Origin of the sequence: Microbispora sp. H10949, from assembly GCF_014161435.1 — a bacterium.
Classification (GTDB): Bacteria; Actinomycetota; Actinomycetes; order Streptosporangiales; family Streptosporangiaceae; genus Microbispora; species Microbispora triticiradicis.
Window position 1 is genome coordinate 1 of record NZ_JABBWZ010000006.1, and the last position, 17348, is coordinate 17348.

The 17348-nt window shown below is 71.9% G+C and carries 18 protein-coding genes; 9 read left to right on the forward strand and 9 right to left on the reverse strand.

Annotated features, from left to right (window positions below; genetic code table 11):
• On the forward strand, nucleotides 1-608 hold a 608-nt coding region (locus tag HHX40_RS16495; RefSeq protein ID WP_182881322.1), incomplete at its 5' end, for a sugar phosphate isomerase/epimerase family protein.
• Between the two features lie 74 nt (nucleotides 609-682).
• Here HHX40_RS16495 and HHX40_RS16500 read toward each other — a convergent pair.
• From HHX40_RS16500 to HHX40_RS16510, 3 genes are all read right to left on the reverse strand, one after another.
• The gene (locus tag HHX40_RS16500; protein ID WP_182875321.1) at nucleotides 683-1177 is read right to left on the reverse strand and encodes an MSMEG_6728 family protein; all 495 of its coding nucleotides are present in this window, start codon (nucleotides 1175-1177) and stop codon (nucleotides 683-685) included.
• A gap of 85 nt (nucleotides 1178-1262) precedes the next feature.
• Nucleotides 1263-2372 carry a Zn-dependent alcohol dehydrogenase gene (locus tag HHX40_RS16505; protein ID WP_259403679.1) on the reverse strand — a complete coding sequence of 370 codons (1110 nt, stop codon included), beginning with the start codon at nucleotides 2370-2372 and terminating at the stop codon, nucleotides 1263-1265.
• A 2-nt stretch (nucleotides 2373-2374) separates the two neighbouring features.
• On the reverse strand, nucleotides 2375-2569 hold the full coding sequence (locus tag HHX40_RS16510) for a ferredoxin (protein ID WP_111698898.1): 195 nt from the start codon (nucleotides 2567-2569) through the stop codon (nucleotides 2375-2377).
• Between the two features lie 41 nt (nucleotides 2570-2610).
• Between HHX40_RS16510 and HHX40_RS16515 the strand changes: the two genes are divergently transcribed.
• Complete coding sequence (locus tag HHX40_RS16515; RefSeq protein ID WP_182881323.1) at nucleotides 2611-3240, forward strand: class I SAM-dependent methyltransferase; 630 nt, start codon at nucleotides 2611-2613, stop codon at nucleotides 3238-3240.
• On the opposite strand, the gene HHX40_RS16520 is transcribed toward HHX40_RS16515, so the two are convergent.
• The 3 genes from HHX40_RS16520 to HHX40_RS16530 form a co-directional block, all read right to left on the reverse strand.
• Entirely contained in the window at nucleotides 3241-4302 is a 1062-nt protein-coding gene (locus HHX40_RS16520) for a prenyltransferase (protein ID WP_182881324.1), read from the reverse strand.
• Complete coding sequence (locus HHX40_RS16525) at nucleotides 4299-5012, reverse strand: class I SAM-dependent methyltransferase (protein WP_111698894.1); 714 nt, start codon at nucleotides 5010-5012, stop codon at nucleotides 4299-4301. The genes HHX40_RS16520 and HHX40_RS16525 overlap by 4 nt, the downstream gene beginning before the upstream one ends.
• A gap of 89 nt (nucleotides 5013-5101) precedes the next feature.
• On the reverse strand, nucleotides 5102-6343 hold the full coding sequence (locus HHX40_RS16530) for a glycosyltransferase family 4 protein (protein ID WP_182881325.1): 1242 nt from the start codon (nucleotides 6341-6343) through the stop codon (nucleotides 5102-5104).
• A gap of 245 nt (nucleotides 6344-6588) precedes the next feature.
• Between HHX40_RS16530 and HHX40_RS16535 the strand changes: the two genes are divergently transcribed.
• Nucleotides 6589-7617 (forward strand): GDP-mannose 4,6-dehydratase, encoded by a 1029-nt coding sequence (locus tag HHX40_RS16535; RefSeq protein ID WP_111698890.1) that lies wholly within the window; start codon nucleotides 6589-6591, stop codon nucleotides 7615-7617.
• A gap of 53 nt (nucleotides 7618-7670) precedes the next feature.
• On the forward strand, nucleotides 7671-8006 hold the full coding sequence (locus HHX40_RS16540; RefSeq protein ID WP_111698889.1) for an MmcQ/YjbR family DNA-binding protein: 336 nt from the start codon (nucleotides 7671-7673) through the stop codon (nucleotides 8004-8006).
• A gap of 79 nt (nucleotides 8007-8085) precedes the next feature.
• On the opposite strand, the gene HHX40_RS16545 is transcribed toward HHX40_RS16540, so the two are convergent.
• Nucleotides 8086-8742 (reverse strand): TetR family transcriptional regulator, encoded by a 657-nt coding sequence (locus HHX40_RS16545; protein ID WP_182875325.1) that lies wholly within the window; start codon nucleotides 8740-8742, stop codon nucleotides 8086-8088.
• A gap of 113 nt (nucleotides 8743-8855) precedes the next feature.
• On the reverse strand, nucleotides 8856-11405 hold the full coding sequence (locus HHX40_RS16550; protein ID WP_182881326.1) for an RNA polymerase sigma factor: 2550 nt from the start codon (nucleotides 11403-11405) through the stop codon (nucleotides 8856-8858).
• A 283-nt stretch (nucleotides 11406-11688) separates the two neighbouring features.
• Here HHX40_RS16550 and HHX40_RS16555 point away from each other — a divergent pair, with 283 nt between their 5' ends.
• Genes HHX40_RS16555 through HHX40_RS16575 form a run of 5 tightly spaced genes read left to right on the forward strand, consistent with a single transcriptional unit; the run spans nucleotide 11689 to nucleotide 15585 of the window.
• Entirely contained in the window at nucleotides 11689-12735 is a 1047-nt protein-coding gene (locus HHX40_RS16555; RefSeq protein ID WP_182881327.1) for an ABC transporter ATP-binding protein, read from the forward strand.
• Nucleotides 12732-13406 (forward strand): ABC transporter permease, encoded by a 675-nt coding sequence (locus HHX40_RS16560; RefSeq protein WP_111698875.1) that lies wholly within the window; start codon nucleotides 12732-12734, stop codon nucleotides 13404-13406. Before HHX40_RS16555 ends, HHX40_RS16560 begins: the two co-directional genes overlap by 4 nt.
• A 43-nt stretch (nucleotides 13407-13449) precedes the next feature.
• On the forward strand, nucleotides 13450-14112 hold the full coding sequence (locus tag HHX40_RS16565) for an ABC transporter permease (RefSeq protein WP_138463169.1): 663 nt from the start codon (nucleotides 13450-13452) through the stop codon (nucleotides 14110-14112).
• Between the two features lie 38 nt (nucleotides 14113-14150).
• Nucleotides 14151-15071, forward strand: a complete 921-nt coding sequence (locus tag HHX40_RS16570; RefSeq protein ID WP_182881328.1) for an ABC transporter substrate-binding protein — start codon at nucleotides 14151-14153, stop codon at nucleotides 15069-15071.
• A 55-nt stretch (nucleotides 15072-15126) separates the two neighbouring features.
• On the forward strand, nucleotides 15127-15585 hold the full coding sequence (locus tag HHX40_RS16575) for a flavin reductase family protein (RefSeq protein ID WP_138463183.1): 459 nt from the start codon (nucleotides 15127-15129) through the stop codon (nucleotides 15583-15585).
• On the opposite strand, the gene HHX40_RS16580 is transcribed toward HHX40_RS16575, so the two are convergent.
• Nucleotides 15567-17258, reverse strand: coding sequence for a S49 family peptidase (locus tag HHX40_RS16580; RefSeq protein WP_182881329.1), 1692 nt, complete (start codon nucleotides 17256-17258; stop codon nucleotides 15567-15569). The two genes, HHX40_RS16575 and HHX40_RS16580, sit on opposite strands and share 19 nt — an antisense overlap.
• Nucleotides 17259-17348 lie beyond the last annotated feature (90 nt).

Here is a 17348-nt window from a genome sequence, read left to right on the forward strand (position 1 = left end):
CGATCTGGCACACCCTGGCCATGTTCCCCCCGGTGCCGCCGTCGATGATCGAGGCCGGCTACGCCGACTTCGCCGAGCGGTTCAACCCGATCCTGGACGTGTTCGACGAGGTCGGGGTGCGGTTCGCCCACGAGGTGCACCCCAGCGAGATCGCCTATGACTACCACACCACGCTGCGGACGCTGGAGGCGATCGGCAACCGGCCGGCGTTCGGGCTGAACTGGGACCCCTCGCACATGGTGTGGCAGGGTCTCGACCCGGCGGGGTTCATCCTCGACTTCGCCGACAAGATCTACCACGTGGACTGCAAGGACGCCCGGGTCGCCACCCGTGACGGGCGGCGCGGCCGGCTGGCCTCCCACCTGGCCTGGGCCGACCCCCGCCGCGGCTGGGACTTCGTGTCCACCGGCCGGGGGGACGTGCCGTGGGAGGAGTGCTTCCGCGCGCTCAACCACATCGGCTACGACGGCCCGATCTCCATCGAGTGGGAGGACGCGGGCATGGACCGGCTGCACGGCGCACCCGAGTCCCTCGCCTACATCCGCGCACTCAACGCCATCACCCCACCCGACGCGGCCTTCGACGCCGCCTTCTCCTCCGAGAGCTGATCCAGCCACTGCTCTCTCCAACAGGGCCGGGCGGCGCCTTCGCCGCCCGGCCCTGCTGTGTCCGGCTGTCGTGCTCAGACGGTCCGGCGGGGTGGGAGCAGGGCGTTGACGCGGTCGGAGCCGGGCCAGACGTAGGGAAGGTCGTCGGGCTCGCCGGGGAACAACGGGCCGTAGAACCCGGGGTCCTTGCGCAGCAGGGCGGAGCGGTGGCTGAGGTGGAGGGCGGGATCGCCCAGCCACGGCGGAAGCTCGCCCGCCTCGGCGAGGGCCACCTGGGTGCGGGGCGTCTCGATGCCGCGGCAGCCGAGCAGCTCCCTGGTCATCGTCCCGGCGCAGGTGTCGGCCCGGCCCATGTCGCACCACGCCGCGACGATCTCCAGGCCGTAGCGGACCAGCGCCTCCTCGTACCCGGCCCACATGTGCGCGACGGGATGGTGCCGCCAGCCGTACCCCGGGACGGTGAGCGTACGCAGGACCTGCAGCGCCTCGACCCGCTGCTTGCCCAGGCGGAGCGGGTCGAGCACGCGCGCGGAGGCGGTGAAGTCCGGATACGGCAGGAACGTCTGCATGTCGCCGTCCGGGTACCCGCGGCCGCCGGAGATATCCGGCCGGGCAGGGAGATCTCCGGTGCTCAGGGGTGGTCCGGCCGTGTTCTCAGTCGAACAGCACGATCTGCCGGAGCACCTCGCCGCCGCGCAGCGCGGCGACCGCCTCGTTCAGGTCGCCGATCCTGATCCGCGAGCTGATCATGCTGTCGAGGTCGAGCCTGCCCGCCTTGTAGAGGTTCACGAAGCGGGGGAAGTCCCTGCGGACGTCGGCGCCGCCGTACAGCGAGCTGAGGATGTTCTTGCCCTCGAACAACAGGCTGAAGGCGTTCAGCGGCACCTGGTCGTCCACGGCGCCCGCGCCGACGACGATGACGTCACCGCCGCGCCTGGTCGCCCGCCAGGCCGTCATGATGGCCGCCGACCTGCCGACCGCCTCGAAGCCGTGGTCGAAGCCCTGACCGCCGGTCAGGGCGCCGATCGCTTCCGTGACCTGGTCGGGGGTGCAGGCGTGGGTGGCCCCCACCTTCAGGGCGAGCGCGTGCTTGGACTCCAGCGGGTCGATCGCGAGGATCGTGGTCGCGCCGGAGATCCGGGCTCCCTGGATCACCGACAGCCCGACGCCGCCGCAGCCGACCACCGCCACGGTCGCCCCCGGGCGGACCTTCGCCGTGTTGAGCACGGCGCCGACGCCCGTGGTGACGCCGCAGCCGATCAGCGCCGCCACCTCGTACGGCACGTCGGGGTCGACCGCGATCGCGCCCTGCCAGGGCACGACGATCTCCTCGGCCCAGGTGCCGCACCCGGCCATCCCGAACGCGGGGGTGCCGCCGCCGAAGCGGAAGCGCGGCTCGGTGAAGCCCTTCATCATGTAGGTCATGCACAGGTTCGGCTGACCGGCCCGGCAACTCGGGCAGTCGCCGCAGGCGGGCGTCCAGTTGACGATGACGTGGTCGCCCGGGCTGACGGTGGTGACGCCGTCGCCCACCTCGACCACCTCGCCCGCGCCCTCGTGACCGGGGACGATCGGCAGGGGCTGGGGGAGCACGCCGGTCAGCACCGACAGGTCGGAGTGGCACACGCCGGTCGCCCGTACGCGCACGCGCACCTCGCCCGGGCCCACCGGCGTGACCGTGATGTCGTCGCGGATGTCCAGCCTGTCGTCGCCGACCGCGTGCAGGATCGCGCCGCGCATGGTCACGGGCCTGGTCACGGGCATCGTCACTCGTCCACGAGGGACAGCGCGGCCTTCGGACAGGACCGGACCGCGTGGCGGACCCGGTCGAGCAGTTCGGCGGGCGGCTCGGGCGTCAGCACCCAGAGGTTGTCCTGGTCGTCGACCTCGAAGACCTCCGGAGCCAGACCCATGCAGACGGCGTTGGCCTCGCACGCCTCGTAATCCACAACGATCTTCACGACGCGTCCTCCTCATCGGGGGCCCGGGTAGGGTGCCCGTCATGGTAACTCCGATGCCCCTTCCGCTGCGCCGTGCCGCCGAGAAGGCGCGCGGCTTCATGCCGCCCGCCGAGGGCGAGGCGCTGTACGAGACCGCCGCGACGTACGGCCTGCGGGGGCCGGTCTGCGAGATCGGCACGTACTGCGGGAAGTCGGCGGTCTATCTGGGCGCCGGGGCGCGGCAGGCGGGGACGGTGGTCTTCACCGTGGACCATCACCGGGGGTCGGAGGAGATCCAGCCCGGCTGGCCGCACCACGACCCCGACCTGGTCGACGCGAGGACCGGGCGGATGGACTCGCTGCCGTTCTTCCGCGACACGATCGCCGCCGCCGGTCTGGAGGACGAGGTGATCGCGGTCGTCGGCGACTCGGCGACGGTCGCCCGGTTCTGGGCCACGCCGCTCGCCGTGCTGTTCGTCGACGGCGGCCACTCGGAGGAGCCGGTGACCGCCGACTACGAGGGATGGGCGCCGCACGTCATGCCGGGCGGCGCGCTCGTCTTCCACGACATCTATCCCGATCCCGCCGACGGCGGGCAGGCGCCGTACCACGTCTATCTGCGCGCGCTGGAGTCGGGCGCCTTCAAGGAGGTGCGGGTCACCGGGTCGCTGCGTGTGCTGGAGAAGAGCTGATCAGGCGCGGGCGCGCTCGCAGCCGCACTCGCCGGTGATGCGGGCCTCCCGGCCGCCGGCGTCGCGGAAGATCCCCGAGCCGGGGGTCGCGCGGGCGAGCGCGTCGGCGGCGAGCACCACCGCGGCCGCCGTGTAGCCCGACCGCTCGTCGGGGAAGTGCCGCTCGTTCACGAACTGCCACCCGGTCCAGTAGGCCCCGTCCTCGTGGCGCAGGTGCTGCATGTCCGCGAACACCGTCAGCGCGCGGTCCCGCAGCCCGGCGGAGTCGAGCGCGAGCACCAGCTCGCACGATTCCGCGCCGGTCACCCACGGCTGGTCGGAGACGCAGCGCGCCCCGAGGCCGGGTTCCACGAAGGTGTCCCATTCCAGGTCGAACCGGCGGACGGCGTCCACCCCGCGTACGGCGCCGCCGAGCACGGGGTAGTACCAGTCCATCGAGAACCGGCTCTTGTCGGCGAACGCCTCGGGGTGGTGGGCGACGACGTGGCCGAGCCGGTCGGCGGCGAGTTCCCAGTCGGGCTGCGGGTCGCCCAGCCTTTCGGCGAGCAGCGCCCCGCAGCGCAGGCCCTGGTGGATCGACGAGCACCCGGTGAGCAGGGCGTAGTCCGCCGGTCGGCCCTCGGCGTCGCGCTGCCAGAGGATCTCGCCCCGCGTGGTCTGCAGCCCCATGACGAAGCCGAGGGCCCGGACGACCGCCGGCCACATGGCGCGGGCGAAGTCCTCGTCGCCGGTCACCAGCAGGTCGTGCCAGACCCCCACCGCGATGTACGCCGCGTGGTTGGACTCGCCGGCGGCCTCGGCGGGCCGCCCGTCCCGGATCCTCATGGGCCAGGAGCCGTCCGGGCGCTGGTGCCGTACGAGCCAGTCGTAGCCCTTGCGGGCCTCGTCGCGCAGCCCGGCCACGGTCAGCGCCATCAGGCACTCGATGTGGTTCCAGGCGTCGATGTGGCCCTCGGGCCAGGGCACCCCGCCCTCGTCGTCCTGGATCGCGGCGATGCTCTCGGCCGTACGGAGGACCTGGTCTGCGGTGACGATCCCGGGAACGTGCGGCACCCGCCTCATGCGGGCTTCCGGACGTAGACGACCACGCTCTTGCCGATCAGGGGGTTGAGCACGGCCTCGGCCAGCCGGGTGGCGAGGGGGCGCTTCATGATGTCCCAGACGAGAAGCTCGTGGTACGCCTTGGCCAGCGGGTGCTCGTCGTTCTTCACCCCCACCGCGCACTTGATCCACCAGTACGGCGTGTGCAGCCCGTGCGCGTGGTGGTGGCCGCCGACCTCCAGGCCCGAGGCCTTCAGCTTCGCCTGGAGCTCCGCCAACGTATAAATCCGGATATGTCCGCCGGGGGTGGTGTGGTAGTCCTCCGACAGCGCCCAGCAGACGCGCTCGGGGAGGAAGCTCGGGACCGTGATCGCGGCCCGGCCGCCCGGCTTGAGCACGCGGACGATCTCCCGCATCGCCGCCATGTCGTCGGGGATGTGCTCCAGCACCTCGGCGGCGATCACGCGGTCGAAGGAGGCGTCGGGGAACGGCATGTCGAGGGCGTCGCCGACGACGGTGTCGCCGGTCGCGCCCGCCGGCACCTCGCCCTCCTTGTCCATGGCCGCGAACATGGCCGCCACGCTCTCCATCTCGGCGGCGTCCATGTCGAAGGCGACCACGTCGGCGCCGCGGCGCAGCACCTCGAAGGCGTGCCGGCCACCACCGGCCCCGAGGTCGAGGACGCGGTCACCCGGTCCGACCGGCAGCCGGGCGAAGTCGACGGTCAGCACTCGGTGCCTGCCTTTCGTGGGGTCGTGCTACCTGGGGCTGTGCTTCCTGGGCGGTGCTTCCTGAGCTGTGCTTCGCCGGGGCCGGGGAGTCACCGCGAGGGGGTGTGGGCGGCGATGGCCTCGTGGTAGGCCTCGACGGTGCGCCGGGCGACGACCGGCCACGCGTAGCGCTCCATCACGCGGTCGTAGCCGCGGCGGCCGTACTCCTCGCGCTCGCGCGGGGAGTCGAGCAGGCGGCGCAGCACGGCGGCGAGCTCCTCCGGGTCGCCCGGCGGCACCTGGATCGCCGCGTCGCCGACCACCTCGGGCAGAGCGCCCGTACGCGAGGCGACCAGCGGGGTGCCGCATGCCATGTGCTCGACGGCCGGCAGCGAGAAGCCCTCGTACAGGGAGGGGACCACCGCCACCTCGGAGGTGGCGATCAGCTCGGCCAGCTCCTCGTCGGGGATGCCGTGCACGAACCGCACCCGGTCGTGCAGCGACAGCTCGCCGACCAGCTGTTCGGTGGGCCCGCCGGGGGTGGGCCTGCTCACCACGGTCAGGTTGACCTCCCGCTCGGTGGCGAGCTTGGCCACGGCCCGCAGCAGCGTCGCGACGCCCTTCATCGGGGAGTCGGCGCTGGCCACGGCCACGATCGAGTTCTCCCGCTTCGGCAGTTCCGGCCGGGGGTGGAAGAACCGCGTGTCGACGCCGAGGGGAATCAGCCGCATGTTCGACTGCGGCACGTTGAAGTCGCGGTGGATGTCGGCGAGCGACGACTCGCTGACGGTCAGGATCGGGCTGAGCCGGGGGGCGACGACGCTCTGCATGCGGACGAACCCGTACCAGCGGCGCATCGACAGCCGCTTCCACCCCTTGGCGGCCTTGAGTTCGATCCGCCGGTCGACGCTGATGGGGTGGTGGATGGTGCCTACGACCGGCAACAGCTTCTGGATGCCGAGCAGGCCGTACCCCAGCGTCTGGTTGTCCTGGACGACGTCGAAGTCGCCCCGCCGCCTCCTGAGCTCGCGGAAGGCGCGCAGGCTGAACGTCAGCGGCTCGGGGAACCCGGCCGTCCACATGGTGGCGACCTCCAGCGCGTCGATCCAGTCGCGGTACTCCGCGAGCTTCGGCGTGCGGAACGGGTCCTCGTCGCGGTAGAGGTCCAGGCTGGGGACCTTGTTGAGGATCACGCCCTCGTCCAGCTCCGGGTACGGCTGGCCGGAGAAGACCTCGACGTGGTGGCCCAGGGCGACGAGCTCACGGCTGATGTGGCGCAGGTACACCCCCTGGCCGCCGCAGGTGGGCTTGCTGCGATAGGACAGCAGCGCGACTCGCAGCCTCTCCGCCAAGAGGCACCCCTTTCCAGTCGTGCCCCCGTGGGGCTGCTGCCAGGAACACTACCATTTGACCTTATCCGGGGTGCTGTGAGGTGGAAGTGGTCCTCGCTCGACCCTCACCCTCCCCGACCTGGGGTGTTAGGTTACCCGAACGGGATTCGGTGTAACGCGTTCTACTATCGGCCAGGTGGGTGAGGTCGGGCAGGGCGGTACATTCGCCTCTCATAGGCCGAGTTGGATGGTATGAGGAGGATCCGTTGGCCAGGCGTGCGCTGATCACCGGCATCACCGGTCAGGACGGCTCCTATCTCGCCGAGCACCTGCTGCGTGAGGGATACGAGGTCTGGGGGCTGGTCCGCGGCCAGGCGAACCCGCGCGTGCCGCGCGTGCGCCGCCTCCTGCAGGACGTGCGGCTCGTACGGGGCGACCTGCTCGACCAGGGATCGCTGATCTCGGCGGTCGAGAAGGCGCAGCCGGACGAGGTATACAACCTGGGAGCCATCTCGTTCGTGCCGATGTCGTGGGAGCAGGCCGAGCTCACCGGGGAGGTGACCGGCATGGGCGTGCTCCGGGTGCTGGAGGCCATCCGCGTCTGCTCCGGGATCACCGCCGCGCGCCGCTCGCCCGCGGGACAGATCCGCTTCTACCAGGCGTCGTCCTCGGAGATGTTCGGTCAGGTCAGAGAGACGCCGCAGACCGAGCGCACCCCCTTCCACCCCAGGTCGCCGTACGGCGTGGCCAAGGCGTACGGGCACTTCCTCACGCAGAACTACCGCGAGTCGTACGGGATGTTCGCGGTGTCGGGGATCCTGTTCAACCACGAGTCGCCCCGGCGCGGGGCGGAGTTCGTCACCCGCAAGGTCTCGCTCGGCGTGGCGAGGATCAAGCTCGGCATGGCGTCGGAGCTGCGCCTCGGCAACCTGGAGGCACGCCGCGACTGGGGCTTCGCGGGCGACTTCGTCCGGGCCATGCACCTGATGCTGTCGGCCGCCGAGCCCGAGGACTACGTCATCGGCACCGGGCGTACGCACTCGGTGCGCGAACTGGTCGAGGCCGCCTTCGGCGCCGCCGGGCTGGACTGGGAGCGGCACGTCGTCTGCGACTCCTCCCTGCACCGGCCGGCGGAGGTCGACCTGCTGTGCGCGGACCCGAAGAAGGCCCGCACCCAGTTGGGCTGGGAGCCGACGGTGTCGTTCGAGGACCTCGTGGCGATGATGGTCGAGGCCGACCTGCGCCTCCTCGCCGACGGCCGCGATCCCGAGCAGGACAATCCCTCCTGGCCGTGACCGTCCCGCCGGGGCGGCGCGTTTCTGTCGGTGCGCTCTGGTACGACGGACACATGGGTGTGAGCGTCGAGGAGTTCCTGGGCATGCTGGACCGGCTGCCCGAGGTGCGGCAGAGCGAGGGAGGCGACTGGGTCTCCTTCAAGGTGCGTGACAAGGGTTTCGGCTACCTGTGGGAGCGGACCCGGACGGTCGGCCTCAAGGCCACGATCGAGGAGCAGATCGCGCTGGTGGCCGAGCGTCCCGAGGTGTTCGAGCCGCAGTTCACCGCCGGGCGGTTCGGCTGGGTCGTCGTCCGCCTGGACGGGATCGATCCGGACGAGCTGTTCGAGCTGGTCACCGAGGCGTGGTGCCTGACCGCGCCCAAGGCCCTCGTCGAGGCATTCGAATGACGTCCCGTTGAACTGGAACTCGTTCTAGCCCAATTCCCGGCGTGGCTGCGGGGGTGATTCCGGGAGCGGGCGGTGAATTCTAGAAACCGGCGAGCAGCCGCTCGGCGGCGAGTTCGATCCGGTGCTGGATCTGCTCGTAGGTTCGCCGTCCGCGCAGCATCTCCAGCAGCTCCTGCACCCACACCCCCACCAGGGACCCGGTGAGAGCGAGCTGGTCGTCGGGAGGAAGATCCGCGGTGCGGCCGCCGGCGGCGACGCGCAGCACCAGGCTCGCCATCCGGTCGCCGAACGGCGCCTCGACCTCCGCGATGATCAGGGAGCGGATCAGCGCGTCGGCCAGTTCCGGCTCGCGCATCAGCCCCCGGGTCGCCCGCATCAGCACGTCGGCCGCGCGGCCGGCGGGATGGGCGGCATTCGGGGGCCGCCGCTCGATGCTGGACTCCAGTAGGTCGATCTCCTCGCCGACCACCGCCACGACCAGGTCCATCTTCGAGGGGAAGTAGCGGTAGAGCGTTCCCAGCGCGACGCCCGCGCGCTCGGCCACCGTGCGCATCTGCATCGCCTCGACGCCCCCGCGGGAGGCGAGGGCCGCGGCCGCCTGCACGATCCGCCGGCGTCGCTGGTGCTGGCTCCGGGTGCGGACTCCGGGAGTGGCCGGAGCCGCATGCGCGCCCGTGCCGGAGGGTGCGTCGGGACGCGGCGGCGGGACGTCGGCGACCACATGCGAAGTGCGCATGAGAACACGCTATCCGACTCCCGCGCGCTCAGACTGGTTACCCACCAGTCACAGAAACGCGGGCATTTCGCGGAATGTAATCGGTTCTACTTCCCTTGTCCCGAGCGGGAAGGTCAGTGCGTGACGATCGTCGGCACGGTGAAGAAGACGACCAGCGCGATGATCAGGCAGATCAGGAAGCCGACGACCTCCCACAGCCAGTCGTAGTGCCGGTCGCTCTTCTTGCGCGGTCCCTTCCCCGCGGGCCTGACGCCGGTGGCCTCGGCGTTTCCGGCGCTCCCGGGGTTCCTGGTGGTCGTCTGCTTCTTGGTCGTGTGCTTCTTGGCCGGGCGCTTGCCGTCCTTCCGCGCGGGCGCGACCGGCGAGGCGGCAGGGACGGCGGCGGGTGCGGCCGACGCGCCGGCCGATGCGGCTGCCGGTGTGACGGCAGGGTCCGGGACGGGGTCCAGGACATCGGCCTTCGCCGCAGGCGCGTCGACGGCCTGCTCGCCGCCCGCCTCCGGCGCACCGTTCGTCGCCGGCGCACTGTTCGGCTCCGGCGTGCCGGGGGCGTCGTCCTCGGGGAACGCCGCCGGATAGCCGCCGACGGGATGCTTCACCTGCTCCTCGACCCGCGGGAACTCCGGGAACTCAGCCTCCGGAAACTCCGGGAACTCCGCCTGCGGGAACCTGGTCTCCGGGGACACAGCCTGCGGGAACGCCGCCTCCGGGAACGCCGCCTCCGGGAACGCCGCCTCCGGGAACACGGTCTGCGGGATCGCGGTGCTCTCGGCCGGGCGGAACGCCTCAGTCGGCCCGGATGCCTCGGGCGGAGAGGCGGCCTCCGTGACAAGCCGGGAGTCCGGCCCGGCGGCCGCATCAGCGGTCACGTCAGAGGCAGGCTGAGCAGCCGGCTCGCCGGCCGGCCTGGCGGGTGCCTCGGCCGGGGCCGCGAAGGCGTCGAAGGGTTCGGCGGAGCGGAGCGTCTCGAACAGGAGCGTGTGCGCCGCCTCGAACGGCTCGGCGGGCGTGGAGGCGGTGGCCGGGCCGGGGGGTGTGAACGCGTCGAAGGACTCACCGGGCGGGAGCGAACCGGGAGGTGCGAAGGCGTCGAAGGACTCACCGGACGGAAGCGGGCCGGCGGGCGCGAACGCGTCGAAGTCGCGCCGTTCGCCCGGCGTCTGCCGCTGCGGATCGTCGGCGAAGACGGCGGGGGCGGGCGGCGGGTCGGCGGGCCGGGCCACGCCGGGAGGGCTAGCGGGAGCGAAGGCGTCGAACGGGTCGGCCGGGCGGAAGGCGTCGAACCTCTCGGCCTCGAACCTGTCTGCCTCGAAGCTCCCGGCTTTGAACCACTCGACGGCGGAACTGTCGGTGGCGGGACCTTCGGCACCCACAGAACCGCCATGGCCCGCGTGTCCCGCCGACCTCGCCGACTCGGGGACACCGAAGCCGGCCACGGGAACGCCCGACGCGGACTCCGGAAGGCCGGAGCCAGGCGGCTGCGACCCAGGCGGCTGCGACGAGGCCTGAGACTGCGGCCGAGACGGCGTGGACGCCTGGGACGGCGCCTGGGACAGGGCGTCGGACAGAGCCTGGGACGGGAACCGTGGGGGAGTCCGCGGCTCCACCGGCGCCGCGAACGCCTCCTGCGCCGGACTCTCCTGCGCCGACGTTCCCTGTGCCCGGGTTTCGAGTGCCTGGGCTTCGCGTGCCGGGGTTTCGTGCGACCGGGTCTCCTGTGACCGCGGCTCCGGCCGGGTGGCGCGCTTTCTGCGCAGGCGGCCCTCGGTGAGCGAGTTGAGCAGCGCGCCGCGCAGCCGGGGCATGGGCTCGGTCGTCGCCTCGTGCTTGGCCCTGCGCCGGGGCTCCTGGGGCGTGAGGGCCTCGGTCTTGACCACGCAGGTGTTGGTCACCTGGTCGGGGTCGCTCAGCGGCAGCGGCCATGTCGGGGTGGTCGGCCACAGCCTCTTGGTGACGAGCCCGCCGGACTGAGCCCCAGACCGTGCACCAGGCTGTGCACCGGACTCGTCCGCCACCTGCTCCGTACCGGTCGCGGCCGGGTCGCCGGGCTCCTCGTACGGCAGCGCCGCCAGCACCCGGTTCCGTACGGAGGCGGACGGATGGCGCCAGGGCAGCCGGGCCAGCACGTCGGCGACGGGGGCGACCCCGATGGCGTCGTACACCTCCGCGACGGAGGGAGGCACGAACGGCGCGGACCTCGCCGCGGCGACCGCCGTCGCCAGCGTCTGGGTGAAGCGGCGCTTCGCTCCGGCGGCGAGTTCCTCCGCGGTGTCGACCGCCACGTCGAGCACCAGCGACAGCTCCGGGGGCGTGAGGCCGCAGACCTCCGACAGCAGCAGGACCTCCCGCTGGTGCGGCCGGATGTCGCGGAACACCCGCTCGATCAGCGCGGTGGCCGGGTCGGCGACGGAGTCCACGGCGGGCAGCGCGTAGCTGACGTCCCGGCGGTAGATCTCCCGGCGGGCCAGCGCGTACAGCACGGCGCGCGAGGGGGGTTCGGCGGCGGCCGGAGCGGTGGTGAAGACGGCCACCACGGCGTCGGCCGCCGAGGCGGTCTCGCCGAGCTGGTCGTGGCAGTACGCGAACAACCCCGCGGCGTGACGCTCGAAGAGCTCGGCGATCAGCTCGCTCCTGGAGCGCTGACCGGTGAGCGGTGATGTCACGACCGGCTCCTCTGGGGTTCGTGGCTGGTCCCTACGGGAGGAACGGAGCGGAGGGACAGGAGAGGCGTGAGAGTAATCATGCCAACACATCGGCGCACCACGCATCAGGAGATGCCCTATTGATAGATATTCAGGCCCGGATCTCGCGAGTATCCTCCATGGCTGTCGGCCGGGCTGACGAACGCGGTGGGGGCCGCCACGATTTCCGGGGCGCTGACGGGGAAGAGCGAGGGCGCCTCCTGTGTTGCCTTGATCGCACACTCTTTCGAAGGGCAGATACGGCGTGATCACATTCGAAGGTGTCACCAAGCGCTACCGGGACGGGACGGTGGCCGTGGACGACCTGAGCCTCGAGGTGCCCACAGGTGCGATCACCGTGTTCGTGGGCCCCTCCGGCTGCGGCAAGACCACCTCGCTGCGGATGATCAACCGCATGATCGACGCCACCTCCGGCCGTATCGCCCTCGACGGCCAGGACGTGCGTGAGATCGACCCGCCCACGCTCCGGCGCGGCATCGGCTACGTCATCCAGCAGGCGGGCCTGTTCCCGCACCGCAGGATCGTGGACAACGTCGCGACGGTGCCGTACCTGCTGGGCTGGAACAAGAAGAAGGCCCGTGCCCGGGCGATGGAGCTGCTCGAACTGGTCGGGCTCGACGCCGGCCTCGCGAACCGTTATCCCTTCCAGCTCTCCGGCGGCCAGCAGCAGCGGGTCGGCGTGGCCCGGGCGCTCGCGGCGGACCCGCCGGTGCTGCTGATGGACGAGCCGTTCAGCGCCGTCGACCCGGTCGTCCGGGCCAGCCTCCAGGACGAGTTGCTCCGCCTGCAGTCGGAACTGCGCAAGACGATCGTGTTCGTCACCCACGACATCGACGAGGCGGTCAAGCTCGGCGACACGGTGGCCGTCCTGCGCGTCGGCGGGCGGCTGGCCCAGATGGCGGGCCCCGCCACGCTGCTCACCGAGCCGGCCGACGACTTCGTCCGCGGGTTCCTCGGGCGCGACCGGGGCATCCGGCGGCTGTCGTTCATCTCCGCCAAGGAGGTGCGGCTCGGCCCGGCGCCGCCCGACCTCGTGATCGGCGAGGACGGCAGGCCGCTCGGCTGGCGGACCGCCGACGGCCTCGCGGCGTACGGCACCTTCGACCCCGAGACCGACTCGCTGCGGGCGGCGCTCGACGCGGCACTGCTGTCGCCGAACGGCGTCGCGGTCGCCGTGGACGAGGAGGGCCGCGTGCGCGGGGTGGCCGGGCGGGACGCGATCGACGAGCTGCTCGCCGAGTACGCGCCGCCGGCAAAGGGCGCCGGCTCCGCCGAGGAGGCGCCCGCGTGATCGAGGAGCCCCTGGTCCGCTGGGACTGGATCGCGCGCAACTGGGACAGCGGCAGCCCTTCGGCGATCAGCACGCTGCTGGAGAACCACGTCGTGACGGCCTTCCTGCCGGTGCTGCTCGGGCTGGTGGTGGCGCTGCCGCTCGGCCTGGCCTGCGCCCGGTGGCGGTGGCTGTACCAGCCGACGGCGGCGCTGATGAACGTGACCTACTCCCTGCCCTCCCTCGTGCTGTTCTCGGTGTTCCTGTCGGTCACCGGCCTCACCCGCGCGACCGTCGTCATCCCGCTGACGTTCTTCGCCCTGGCGATCCTGATCCCCGCCGTGGTGGACGGGCTGGCCTCGGTCCCCGACCCAGTACGGCAGTCGGCCGTGGCGATGGGCTTCCGGCCCGCGCGCCGCCTGCTCCGGGTCGAGCTGCCGGTGGCGGTGCCGGTGGTCCTGGCCGGGCTGCGGGTCGCGACCGTGTCCAGCATCAGCCTGGTGAGCGTGGGCGCGCTGATCGGCCAGGGCGGGCTCGGCAACCTGTTCATCGACGGCTGGCAGCGGCAGTTCTACACGCCGATCGTGGTCGGGATCGCGCTCATCGTGTTGCTCGCGGTGCTCGCCGACGGGCTGCTCGTGCTCGCCCAGCGGCTGCTGACCCCCTGGTCCCGGGCGAGGAGCACGGCATGAACGGGAGCGGCGTGAACGGGAGCGGCGTGAACGGGGGCACGGCATGAACTGGCTGGCCGACTTCTTCGGCGACGCGGCGCACTGGTCCGGCCCCGACGGCATCCCGGTCCGGCTGCTGGAGCACCTGGGGTACTCGGCGGCGGCCTTCCTCGTCGCGGCGCTGATCGCCGTGCCGCTCGGCATGCTCATCGGTCACACCGGCCGCGGCGCGCTGCTTGTCGTGGTCGCGGCGAACGCGGCCCGGGCCCTGCCGACGCTCGGCCTTCTCGTGCTCGTCGTGCTGCTGGCCGGGGTGGGGACCGTGCTGCCGGTGCTGGTCCCGCTGATCGTGCTGGCGGTCCCGCCCATCCTGGTGAACACGTACGAGGGACTGCGCGGGGTGGACGCCGACCTGCGCGACGCGGCGTACGGCATGGGCCTGCGCGGGCCGCAGGTGCTGTTCCGGACGCTGACGCCGGTCGCGCTGCCGCTGATCCTGCTGGGGCTGCGCCTGTCGGCCATCCAGGTCGTCTCCACCGCCACCGTGGCGGCGTTCGTCGGCCTCGGCGGGCTCGGCCGGTTCATCATCGACGGCCTGGCCACCAAGGCGTACTCCAGCGTGATCGGCGGCGCGGTCCTGGTCGCGGCCCTCGCGCTGGCCGTCCAGTTCGGCTTCCTCCTCCTCGACCGGGTGGTCGTCTCGCCGGGAGTCCGACAGACCCGCTAATCTCCGTATTATCTCCCAAAAATGAAGGGTTTTTCCTTATGAGGCGTATGTTCGGCGTCGCGGCGGTCGCCCTGACCACGGCGCTCACATTGTCGGCCTGCGGGGGGTCCGACCCGCTGTCCACCACCGCGTCGGCCGCCCCTTCGGCCTCCGGGTCCGGCGGCGCGGCCTCCGCCAAGGTGGTCGTCGGCTCCTTCGACTTCCCCGAGAGCGTCCTGCTCGCCTCGATCTACGCCCAGGCGCTCCAGGCCAAGGGCGTCACGGTCGAGGAAAAGCCCAACATCGGCAGCCGCGAGGTGGTCTACGACCAGATCAAGAGCGGCGGCCTGACCGTGCTGCCCGAGTACGCCGGGTCGCTGCTGGCGTTCATCGACAAGTCGAGCACGGCCAGGACCAAGGACGACATCCTCTCCGGGCTGAAGGCGAAGCTGCCGCCCGAGCTGGAGATCCTGGAGCCGGCCGCGGCCGAGGACAACAACTCGCTCACCGTCACCAAGGCGACGGCCGACAAGTACAAGCTCGCCACGATCGAGGACCTCGCGAAGGTCTCCAAGGACCTCACGGTAGGCGGGCCGCCGGAGTTCAAGGACCGTCAGGAGGAGAACTTCAAGACCGTCTACGGCCTGGAGTTCAAGCAGTGGAAGCCCACCGGGGCCACCACCGCTGACGCGATCAAGAGCGGCACGGTCCAGGTCGGCAACGTGTTCACCACCGACCCCAAGATCGTGCTGAACGACCTCGTGCCGTTGCAGGACAACAAGAACGCCTTCGGCTCGGAGAACGTGACGCCCCTGGTCCACAAGGCCGAGGCGAACGACACCGTGGTCTCCACGCTCAACGCGATCTCCGCAAAGCTGGACACCGAGACGCTGGTCTCGCTGATGAAGCGGATCGCCGTCGACAAGGACGACCCGCCGGCGGTCGCCAAGGACTGGCTGACCCAGAACGGCCTCCTCTAGGTGGGTCCGGAGTGAGGACCGGGTGAGTCCGGTGCAGGGGCTGTTCACCGAGGCCATGCGGCAACTCGCCGCGGGCGTCGCCGTGCTGACGGTGAAGGACGACCGTGACGACCTCGGCACGACGGTCGCGACCCTGATGTCGGTGTCGCTCGACCCGCCGCTCGTGCTGGTCAGCCTCGACTCGGCCGGTTATCTCGCCGAGGTGCTCCTGCGCCGGGACCGGTGGGCCGCCAGCCTTCTCGCCGACGGTCAGCAGGCGGTCGCCTCCCGCTTCGCCGCCGCGGGGCGGCCGGGGGCGCGCCTCCTGCTGGCCGGGGCCGCCCACCACCGCGGCGCGCACAGCGAGGCGCTGGTGGTGGACGGCGGAGTGGCGGCGATCGAGGCCGAGACGACACAGGTCGTCCCGGCCGGCGATCACACCCTGTTCGTCGGCGCGGTGCTGGGCGTCGACTACGTCGACGCCCAGAAGTCCCCGCTCGTACGGCTGCGCTCCCGCTACCGGACGGTCCAGTAGCCCGGCAGCACGAGCGGGCCGTACGCCGGTAGGCCGAGCTCTCCGGCGAGCCGGGCGAGTGGCCCCCACGCCTCCAGGCGCACCCGGGAGAGGGCGGCCGACCTGTCCTCGCTCGACTCCGCCGGCCGCAGCCGCTCCAGCGGGTGCATGCGGGGATAGGTCCGCACCGGGGCGGCGGTGGCGAGCCCGGCCCGGCGGCGGGCCAGGGCGAGGGCGTCCTCCAGGCCGCCGAGCTCGTCGGCGAGACCGGCCGCCCGGGCGTCGGCGCCGGTCCAGACCCGGCCCCTGGCCAGCTCGTGCGCCCGCTCCCTGCTCAGGCCGCGGCCGTCGGCCACCTTGCCCACGAAGTCGTCGTAGATGCGGTCGAGCCAGGCGTTGACCCGCTCCCACTGCGTCTCGGAGAACGCGGTCGTCGGCGAGAACATCCCGGCGTTGGCGCCCTCGGCGACCGACTCCGTCACCACGCCGAGCCTGCCGAGCAGCTCACCGACGACGGGCTTGCCGCCGAACACGCCGATCGAGCCGGTCAGCGTGCCCGGCTGGGCCACGATCACGTCGGCGGCCATCGACACGAAGTAGCCGCCGGAGGCGGCCAGGTCGCCCATCGACACGATGACCGGCTTGCCCGACTCGCGGGCCAGCACGACCTCCCGCCAGATGGCGTCGGAGGCGACGTACGAGCCGCCGGGGCTGTCCACCCGGAACACGATGGCCTTGACCTTGTCGTCCCGCCGGGCCGCGCGCAGGGCGGCGCAGACGGTGTCGGAGCCCATGGCGCCTCCGCCGCCGAGGGGAGACCTGCCGCTGCGCCCGAGGCGGATCGTGCCGGTGCCGTGCACCAGGGCCACGGTGTCGGCGCCGGGATGCGGCAGCTTCCCGGACAGCGCGCTCTTGGCGTACCGGGACACGTACTGCAGGTGGGCGCCGTCCTCGACGGTCTCCGCGTAGACCTCGTCGCGATACTTCAGTCCGTCCACGAGCCCGGCCTCGACGGCCTCGGCGCCGATGAACGGGCCCTGGTCGATCAGCTCGCGCACGCGCTCGGGGGTGAGCCGGCGCGCTTCGGCGATGCCGACGGTGATCTGCTCGGTCACCGACTCGGCGATGCGGGTCGCCGACTCGCGGTGCGCGTCCGTCATGTGGTTCTGGGTGAACATGTTGGCCGCGGTCTTGTACTCGTGCCGCTGGCCGAGCTGATACTCCACCCCGGCCCTGGCGAGCGCGTCGCGCAGGAACCGCTGCTCCAGCGCCACCCCGGTCAGCCCGACGTCGCCGGAGGGCTGGAGGTAGACCCGCTCGAACGCGCTGGCCAGGTAGTACGGAACCGTGCCGGCGCCGAACTCCCCGAAGGTCTCGGCGAACGCGACGGTCGGCTTGCCCGCCGCGCGCAGCTTCACGACGGCTTCGCGCAGTTCCTGCACCGTCCCCAGGCCCAGGGGGTTCCCGCCGATCTTGACGATGAGCGCGGCGACCCGGGGGTCCTTGCGGGCGCGGCGCAGGCCCGACAGCACTTCCGCCAGGCGTGGCTTGCGCATCGACAGCAGGGCGGTCACAGGGTCGGCGGGCGGTCCCTCGGACAGCCCTTCGGTCAGGTCCAGCTCCAGCACCAGCGGCCCGGTGCGGCGCTGCCGCAGCTTGCCCACGGTCTCCACGATCGTCCTCGACGCGTCCATAAATGCCACCATAAGCGACGGTTTTCGCCTGTATGCCCCGACGATCAGGGGCCCCCGCGTGAGTGGGACACGCGGGGGCCCTGAACGGCT

Bases quoted from the DNA above. Each gene is read 5' to 3' on its own strand.
- HHX40_RS16500 (WP_182875321.1), bottom strand. From the start codon at position 1,177: ATGCAGACGTTCCTGCCGTATCCGGACTTCACCGCCTCCGCGCGCGTG.
- HHX40_RS16505 (WP_259403679.1), bottom strand. From the start codon at position 2,372: ATGCCCGTGACCAGGCCCGTGACCATGCGCGGCGCGATCCTGCACGCG.
- HHX40_RS16515 (WP_182881323.1), top strand. From the start codon at position 2,611: ATGGTAACTCCGATGCCCCTTCCGCTGCGCCGTGCCGCCGAGAAGGCG.
- HHX40_RS16520 (WP_182881324.1), bottom strand. From the start codon at position 4,302: ATGAGGCGGGTGCCGCACGTTCCCGGGATCGTCACCGCAGACCAGGTC.
- HHX40_RS16540 (WP_111698889.1), top strand. From the start codon at position 7,671: ATGGGTGTGAGCGTCGAGGAGTTCCTGGGCATGCTGGACCGGCTGCCC.
- HHX40_RS16545 (WP_182875325.1), bottom strand. From the start codon at position 8,742: ATGCGCACTTCGCATGTGGTCGCCGACGTCCCGCCGCCGCGTCCCGAC.
- HHX40_RS16565 (WP_138463169.1), top strand. From the start codon at position 13,450: ATGAACTGGCTGGCCGACTTCTTCGGCGACGCGGCGCACTGGTCCGGC.
- HHX40_RS16570 (WP_182881328.1), top strand. From the start codon at position 14,151: ATGAGGCGTATGTTCGGCGTCGCGGCGGTCGCCCTGACCACGGCGCTC.
- HHX40_RS16575 (WP_138463183.1), top strand. From the start codon at position 15,127: ATGCGGCAACTCGCCGCGGGCGTCGCCGTGCTGACGGTGAAGGACGAC.
- HHX40_RS16580 (WP_182881329.1), bottom strand. From the start codon at position 17,258: ATGGACGCGTCGAGGACGATCGTGGAGACCGTGGGCAAGCTGCGGCAG.